Source organism: Streptomyces sp. AB3(2024), assembly GCF_041862025.1.
Lineage (GTDB): Bacteria > Actinomycetota > Actinomycetes > Streptomycetales > Streptomycetaceae > Streptomyces.
The window spans coordinates 1-8,437 of the sequence record NZ_JBGWAB010000211.1; the positions used below are offsets into that span (position 1 = coordinate 1).

Here is an 8,437-nt window from a genome sequence, read left to right on the forward strand (position 1 = left end):
CTCCGCAGCCTCCAGCGCGATCATCACCCCACCCGAAGGCAGCGCCTGCATCAACCGCCCGCGGGCGGCCACCAACACGCACGCATCGTCCAGCGACAACACCCCCGCCACATGCGCGGCAGCGATCTCACCGATCGAATGCCCGGACACGAAGTCCGGCTCCACACCCCACGACTCCAGCAGCCGGAACAGCGCCACCTCCACCGCGAACAACGCCGGCTGGGTGTAGCGCGTCTCGTCCAGGAGACCGGCGTCCGCGCCGAACAGAACCTCCTTCAGCGGAAGTTCCAGCCGCTCGCACACCGCGTCCAGCGCCTCCTCGAACACCGGGAAGGCGTCGTACAGCTCACGTCCCATCCCCAGGCGCTGGCTGCCCTGACCCGTGAACAGGAAGGCGGTCTTGCCGCGTGCTCCGGCCTCGCCCCGGACGACGCGCGTCGCGGCGGTCTCCTCCTCGGAGGCCAGTGCCGCCAGGTCGGCCAGGGCGCGGTCGCGGTCGCCGGCCACGATGACGGCGCGGTGTTCGAGGGCGGCGCGGCCGGTGGCCAGGGAGCGGCTGATGTCCGCCGCCGACTGGTCGGGGTGGGCGCGCAGGTGGGTGAGCAGGCGTTCGGCCTGGGCGCGCAGGGCGGCTTCCGTACGGGCCGAGACGGGCCACGGCAGTACGGGCGGTACGACGGTGCGGCGCTGCGGGGCCGCCGTCTCGACGGTCTCGGTCCCGGTCCCGGTCTCCGACTCGGTCCCGGCCACGTCGGTCGCCGCCGCGTCGGCGGGGACCTCGGTGGGGGCCTGCTCGATGATGGTGTGCGCGTTCGTGCCGCTGATGCCGAACGAGGAGACGGCCGCGCGGCGCGGGCGACCGGTGTCCGGCCAGTCCACGGTGGTGCGCAGCAGCGACACGGCGCCCGCGGCCCAGTCGACCTTGGTCGAGGGCTCGTCCACGTGGAGGGACTTCGGGATCCGGCCGTGGCGGATCGCCATGACCATCTTGATGACGCCGGCCACGCCGGCGGCGGCCTGCGTGTGTCCGATGTTGGACTTCACGGAGCCCAGCCACAGCGGGCGGTCCTCAGTGTGCTCCCGGCCGTACGTGGCCAGCAGGGCCTGCGCCTCGATGGGGTCGCCGAGGGTGGTGCCGGTGCCGTGCGCCTCGACCACGTCGACGTCGGCGGCCGTCAGCCGGGCGTCGGCCAGGGCCTGGCGGATGACGCGCTGCTGGGACGGGCCGTTGGGGGCCGTGAGGCCGTTGGAGGCGCCGTCCTGGTTGACCGCCGAGCCGCGGACCACCGCGAGCACGCGGTGGCCGTTGCGACGGGCGTCGGAGAGGCGTTCCACGAGGAGCAGGCCCGCGCCCTCGCCCCAGCCGGTGCCGTCGGCGGCGTCCGCGAAGGACTTGCAGCGTCCGTCGAAGGACAGGCCGCGCTGGCGGCTGAACTCGGTGAAGGTGCCGGGCGTCGGCATGACGGTGACGCCGCCCGCGAGGGCGAGCGAGCACTCGCCCTTGCGCAGCGCCTGCATGGCCAGGTGGAGCGTGACGAGGGAGGAGGAGCAGGCGGTGTCGACGGTGAGCGCCGGGCCCTCCAGGCCGAACGTGTACGAGACGCGGCCGGAGGCGATGCTGCTGGAGCCGCCGGTGCCGAGGTAGCCCTCGACCTCCGGCGGTACGGCGCGCAGCCGCGAGGCGTAGTCGTGGTACATGACGCCGGTGAAGACGCCGGTGCGGCTGCCGCGCACCGAGGTGGGGTCGATGCCGGCGCGTTCGAAGGCCTCCCAGGCGATTTCCAGCAGCAGCCGCTGCTGCGGGTCCATCGCCACGGATTCACGGGGTGAGATGCCGAAGAACTCCGGCTCGAAGCGGTTGGCGGAGTGCAGGAAGCCGCCTTCGCGCACGTAGCTCGTGCCCCGCCCGTCGGGGTCCTCGTCGAACAGGCTCCCCGTGTCCCAGCCCCGGTCCGTCGGGAAGGCCGAGATCGCGTCGGTCTCCTCGGACACCAGCCGCCACAGGTCCTCGGGGGACTCGACGTCTCCCGGGTAGCGGCAGCTCATTCCGATGATCGCGATCGGCTCCTGCTCCTCCGACTCGACCTCCTGGAGGCGGCGGCGCGTCTCGTGGAGATCGGCCGTTACCCGCTTCAGGAAGTACCGGAGCTTTTCCTCGTTCATGCGTGCATCCCTCGTACGGAAGCCAGAAAGTCAAAGTGGTGGGAAGGGGTGGGGCGGAGCTGCCGCGTCATGAGATGCCGAACTCCTTGCCGATGAAGTCGAAGAGGTCGTCGTCGGTCGCGCTCTCCAGGGCTGCGGCCACCTGGGCCCCGTCCGGGTCGGCGGCGGCCGCCGCCTCGTCCCCGGCCGTGTTCCAGGCGGTGAGCAGGGCCTGGAGCCGCTCGGTGATGCGGTCGCGACCCGCGGAGTCGGGCGTCGAGGTGACGAGCGTCTTCTCCAGGCGTTCCAGTTCGGCGAGCAGCGGGGGTACGGCTGCCGCGCCGTCCTGCCAGAGCTCGTCGCGCAGGTACTCCACCAGTGCCGTCGGCGTCGGGTAGTCGAAGACGAGGGTGGCGGGGAGGCGTACGCCGGTGGCGGCGCCGAGGCGATTGCGCAGTTCGACGGCGGTCAGCGAGTCGAAGCCGACCTCGTTGAACGACCGTGCCGGGTCGACCGCTTCGGGCCCGGCGAAGCCGAGGACTCCCGCGACGTACGCGCAGACCAGCTCCAGCAGGGCTTCGTCCCGTGCGGCCGGCGCGAGCCCGGAGAGGCGTTCGCGCAGTTCCGCTCCGCCGTCCGTGCCGGGGGCGGTGGCGCCGCCGGCGGTCCGGCGGGCCGGGGTGCGGACGAGGCCGGAGAGCAGCGGCGGGAGCATTCCGCTGCCCGCCTGGGCGCGCAGGGCGGCCAGGTCCAGCTTGACCGGTACCAGCAGCGGGCGTTCGGTGGCCGACGCGGCGTCGAACAGGGTCAGGCCCTCGGCCGCGGTCAGGGCGTTCACTCCGCCCCGGCCCAGACGGGAGACCTCCTCGCTGTTCAGGGCGCCGCCCATGCCGCCCACTTCGGCCCACAGGCCCCAGGCGAGGGAGGTCGCGGCCAGGCCCTGGGCCCGGCGGTGGGCGGCGAGGGCGTCCAGGAAGGTGTTGGCAGCGGCGTAGTTGGCCTGGCCCGCGCCGCCGAACACACCCGCGGCGGAGGAGAACAGGACGAACGCGGACAGGCCGAGACCGGCGGTCAGCTCGTGCAGGTTCCACGCCGCGTCCACCTTCGGACGCAGCACCGCCGACAACCGCTCCGCCGTCAGGGAACCCAGCACCCCGTCATCCAGAACACCGGCCGTGTGCACGACCGCCGACAACGGACGCTCGGCCGGAATCCCCGCCAGCACGGCAGCCAGCGCCTCCCGGTCAGCCACGTCACAGGCCGCCCACGCCACCTCGGCGCCCAGCTCCGCCAGCTCCGCCGACAGCTCCACGGCACCCGAAGCCGCCTCACCACGACGGCTCACCAACAGCAGGTGACGCACCCCGTGCTCGGCCACCAGATGCCGGGCGAACAAGCCACCCAGCGAACCGCTCGCACCCGTGACCAGGACCGTGCCCCCGGCATCCCACCCAGGAGCCGCATCAGCCGCGACCACAGCCCGCGCCAGCCTCGGCACCAGCACCGAACCACCGCGCACCGCCACCTCGGACTCACCCGACGCCAGCACCGCGGGCAGGACCCGGTAGGAGGCGTCGGTCCCGTCCGTGTCGGCCAGCACGATGCGGCCGGGGTTCTCCGACTGCGCCGAGCGCAGCAGGCCCCACGCCGGAGCGTGGACCAGGTCCGCGACGTCCTCGCCCGGCGCGGCGGCCACCGCGCCCCGGGTCAGGACCAGCAGGCGCGAGTCCGCGAACCGGTCCTCGGCCAGCCACTCCCGCACCAGTTCCAGCACCCGGCTGGTCTCGGCGTGCACCGAGCCCGCCACGTCCTGCGGATCGGCCGGAACGGTCAGCGGTACGCAGACCAGAGCCGGAGCGGCGAGGTCCGCGAGGTCCGCGAGGCCGGTGTGGGCCGCGTAGCGCACGCCCACGGTGTCGAGCCCGGGGTGGCCGTCGGCGAGCAGGGCCCAGGGGCGCTGCTCGGCCGCGGGCACCGAGGCCGGCTGGAGCGCCGTCCACTCGACCTGGAACAGCGACTCGGGGCGTGCGCCGCGGGCCGCGCCGATCTGCTCGGGCGAGACGGCCCGCAGCGCGAGCGACGCCACCGAGGCGACCGGTGCGCCCGCCGGGTCGGCGAGCTCCAGCGACACGGCGTCGCGCCCGGCCGGGGCCAGGCGGACCCGCACGGCGGCGGCGCCGGCCGCGTGGAGGCGTACGCCGCTCCAGGCGAAGGGCAGGCGCCCCTGTCCGGTGTTCTCGACGAGTGCGCCGAGTCCCGCCGCGTGGAGGGTGGCGTCGAGGAGGGCCGGGTGCAGGCCGAACCAGTCGGCCGTTGCGGCGGTCTCCTCGTCGAGGCTCACCTCGGCGTAGACGGCGTCGCCGTGGAGCCAGGCCGAGCGCAGGCCCTGGAAGGCCGGGCCGTAGTCGAACCCGGCTGCGGCGAGGCCGTCGTAGAGGCCGCCGATGTCGACCGGTTCGGCTCCGGCCGGCGGCCAGGCCGTGAGGTCGGCCGTCGGGGCCGGGGCGTCACCGGTGGCGAGGACGCCGGTGGCGTGCCGCGTCCACGGCTCGTCGGCGGGGCTCTCCTCGTCGCGGGAATACAGGGACAGGGCGCGGCGGCCGGTCTCGTCGGCGCCGGCGAGGGAGAGCCGCAGCTGGACTCCGCCGCGCTCGGGGAGCACGAGCGGCGCCTGCAGGGTCAGTTCCTCCAGGACGTCGCAGCCGACCTGGTCGCCGGCCCGGACGGCCAGTTCCACGAAGGCCGTGCCGGGCAGCAGGACCGAGCCCAGGACGGCGTGGTCCGCGAGCCACGCGTGGGTGGCCGTGGAGAGCCGGCCGGTGAACAGGAACCCGTCCGAGTCGGGCAGTTCGACGGCCGCGCCGAGCAGCGGGTGGTCCGTCGTGCCGAGTCCGAAGCCGGCGGCGTCGCCCGGGGCGTGCTGGGCGCCGGCGGCCGAGTCGAGCCAGTACCAGTCGCGCTGGAAGGCGTACGTGGGCAGTTCGGTCGCGCGGGAGCCGGTCGGGGCGAAGTAGGCCTCCCAGTCGACGGCCGCGCCGTGGGTGTGGGCGAGGGCGAGGGCAGTGTTCAGCGTCTCGGCCTCGGGGCGGCCGGACCGCAGGGCGGGCGCGAAGCGAGCCGCGCCGTCCTGGGTCAGGCAGTCCTGGGCGAGGGCGGAGAGGACTCCGTCGGGGCCGAGTTCGAGGTACGTGGTGACCCCGGCGGCTTCCAGGGTACGGATGCCGTCCAGGAAGCGGACCGCCTCGCGGACGTGCCGCACCCAGAAGTCCGCCGAGCCCATCTCGTCGGTGACGAGGGCGCCGGTCAGGTTGGAGACGACCGGGATGCGCGGGGCGGCGTACGCCAGGTCTTCGGCGACCTTGCGGAAGTCGGCCAGCATGCCGTCCATGTGCGGCGAGTGGAAGGCGTGGCTCACCGTCAGCCGCTTGGACTTCCGGTCGGGGAAGGCCGCCACGATGGCGGTCGCGGCGTCCTCGTCACCGGCGATCACGACCGAGGTCGGGCCGTTGACGGCAGCGATGCTGACTCGGCCGGTCAGCAACGGCAGGACCTCGTCCTCCGCAGCCTGCACCGCGATCATCACGCCACCGGCCGGCAGGGCCTGCATCAGCCGGCCGCGGGCGGACACGAGCGTGCACGCGTCGTCCAGCGACAGGACCCCCGCCACGTGCGCGGCGGCGATCTCACCGATCGAATGCCCGGACACGAAGTCCGGCTTCAGACCCCAGCTCTCCAGGAGCCTGAAGAGCGCGACCTCCACCGCGAACAACGCCGGCTGCGTGAACTCCGTACGGTCCAGCAGGGCGGCATCCGTACCGAACAGCGCTTCCTTCAGCGGGAGTTCCAGCCGCTCGCACACCGCGTCCAGCGCCTCCGCGAACACCGGGAAGGCCTCGTACAGTTCGCGCCCCATCCCGAGGCGCTGGCTGCCCTGACCCGTGAACAGGAAGGCCTGCTTCCCGGCTCCGGCGGCGCCCACGGTGCCGCTCGTGACCCCGGCAGCGGACACGTCGCCGTCCGCCAGCGCGGCCAGGCCGCGCAGCAGTTCCTCCCGGCCCTCCGCCACGACCACCGCTCGGTGGTCGAACCTGGCACGGCGCGTGGCCAGCGAGAGGGCCACGTCCGACGCGGACGACGCGGGGGCGTCCTCCAGGTGCGTGCGCAGGCGGGCCGCCTGGCCGCGCAGGGCGTCCGCCGACTTCGCGGACAGTACGTAGGGCAGGACGGGCGCCGTCACGGCCGCGGGCGCGCTCGCCCCGACCTCGTCCGGGGCCTGCTCGATGATGGTGTGGGCGTTGGTGCCGCTGATGCCGAACGAGGACACGCCGGCCCGGCGCGGGCGCCCGGTCTCCGGCCACGGCATGGCCTCCGTCAGCAGGGCGACGGCGCCGTCCTCCCAGTCCACGTGCGGGGTGGGCTCGTCCACGTGCAGGGTCTTGGGCAGGACGCCGTGCCGCATCGCCATGATCATCTTGATCACGCCGGCGACACCGGCGGCGGCCTGCGTGTGGCCCATGTTGGACTTGATCGAGCCCAGCAGCAGCGGCTCGTCCGCCGCGCGCTCCCGGCCGTAGGTGGCCAGCAGGGCCTGCGCCTCGATCGGGTCACCGAGGGTCGTACCGGTGCCGTGCGCCTCGACCACGTCGATCAGGTCGCTGGTCAGTCCGCCGGAGGCGAGGGCCTGGCGGATGACGCGCTGCTGCGAGGGGCCGTTGGGGGCGGTCAGGCCGTTGGAGGCGCCGTCCTGGTTGATCGCCGAGCCGCGGACCACCGCGAGCACAGGGTGCCCGTTGCGGCGGGCGTCGGACAGGCGCTCCACGAGCAGCATGCCCGCGCCCTCGGCCCAGCTGGTGCCGTCGGCGGCGGCGGCGAAGGACTTGATGCGGCCGTCGGCGGCCAGGCCGCGCTGGCGGCTGAACTCGGTGAAGGTGCCGGGCGTGGACATGACCGTGACACCGCCGGCCAGTGCCATCGAGCACTCGCCGTTGCGCAGGGCCTGGATCGCCCAGTGCAGGGCGACGAGGGAGGAGGAGCACGCGGTGTCGACGGTGACCGCCGGGCCCTCCAGGCCGAACGCGTACGAGACGCGGCCGGAGGCGATGCTGCCGGAGTTGCCGGTGCCGAGGTAGCCCTCTACGCCGTCGGGCACGGACGTGATCCGGGTGGCGTAGTCGTGGTACATGATGCCCGCGAACACGCCGGTGCGGCTGCCTCGCATGGAGGCCGGGTCGATCCCGGCCCGCTCGAAGGCCTCCCAGGAGGTCTCCAGCAGCAGCCGCTGCTGCGGGTCCATCGCGACGGCCTCGCGCGGCGAGATCCCGAAGAACGCCGGGTCGAAGCGGCCCGCGTCGTGGAGGAAGCCGCCCGAGCGGGTGTAGCTGGTGCCCTTGCCGTCCGGGTCCGGGTCGTACAGCGACTCCAGGTCCCAGCCACGGCCCTGCGGGAACTCCGAGATGGCGTCGACGCCACCGAGCACCAGGCGCCACAGGTCCTCGGGGGTCTCGACCCCTCCGGGGTAGCGGCAGCTCATGCCGACGATCGCGATCGGGTCGTCCTGGAACGAGGCGCCCGGGGTGGCCGGCAGGGATGCAGCGGCGTCGGCCGGCTCCCCGTCCCCGGCCAGCGCGAGGACTTCGGTGCGCAGGTAGGCGGCGAGGGCGTTCGGCGTCGGGTAGTCGAAGACCAGCGTGGCGGGCAGCCGCTCGCCGGTGGCGGCGCCGAGGCGGTTGCGCAGCTCGACGGAGGTCAGGGAGTCGAAGCCGAGCTCCTTGAACGCCCGGTCGGCCGGCACCTCGTCGGTCGAGGCGTGCCCGAGTACGGCGGCCACCTCGGCCCGGACCAGGTCCAGCAGCACCTGTTCGCGCTCGGCCGCCGGCAGCGCCACCAGCCGGGTGCGCAGCGCGGACCCGTCGGCCGTGGCACCCGCTCCACCCGCGGCCCGGCGGGCCGGTACGCGGACCAGCCCGCGCAGCAGGTGGGGAACCATTCCGCTCCGGGCCTGCGCGCGGAGGGCGGCCAGGTCGAGCGGGACGGGCACGAGCAGCGGTTCGGCCGTGCGGCGGGCCGCGTCGAAGAGGGCGAGGCCCGTCTCCGGCGACAGGACGCCGATGCCCCCGCGGTTGATGCGCTCGCGGTCGCCCTCGGCGAGGTCGCCGCCCATGCCGCCGACACCGGTCCACAGACTCCAGGCGAGGGAGGTCGCGGCCAGGCCGTGGGCCCGGCGGTGGGCGGCGAGGGCGTCCAGGAAGGTGTTGGCAGCGGCGTAGTTGGCCTGGCCCGCGCCGCCGAACACACC

General features: G+C 74.3%; 2 protein-coding genes. Both read right to left on the minus strand.

Annotated features, from left to right (window positions below; genetic code table 11):
* On the minus strand, positions 1–2,163 hold a 2,163-nt coding region (locus ACEPPI_RS38670), incomplete at its 3' end, for a type I polyketide synthase (protein ID WP_373919943.1).
* A 67-nt stretch (positions 2,164–2,230) separates the two neighbouring features.
* Positions 2,231–8,437 (minus strand): SDR family NAD(P)-dependent oxidoreductase (locus ACEPPI_RS38675; RefSeq protein ID WP_373919944.1); only part of this gene is annotated, 6,207 nt, incomplete at its 5' end.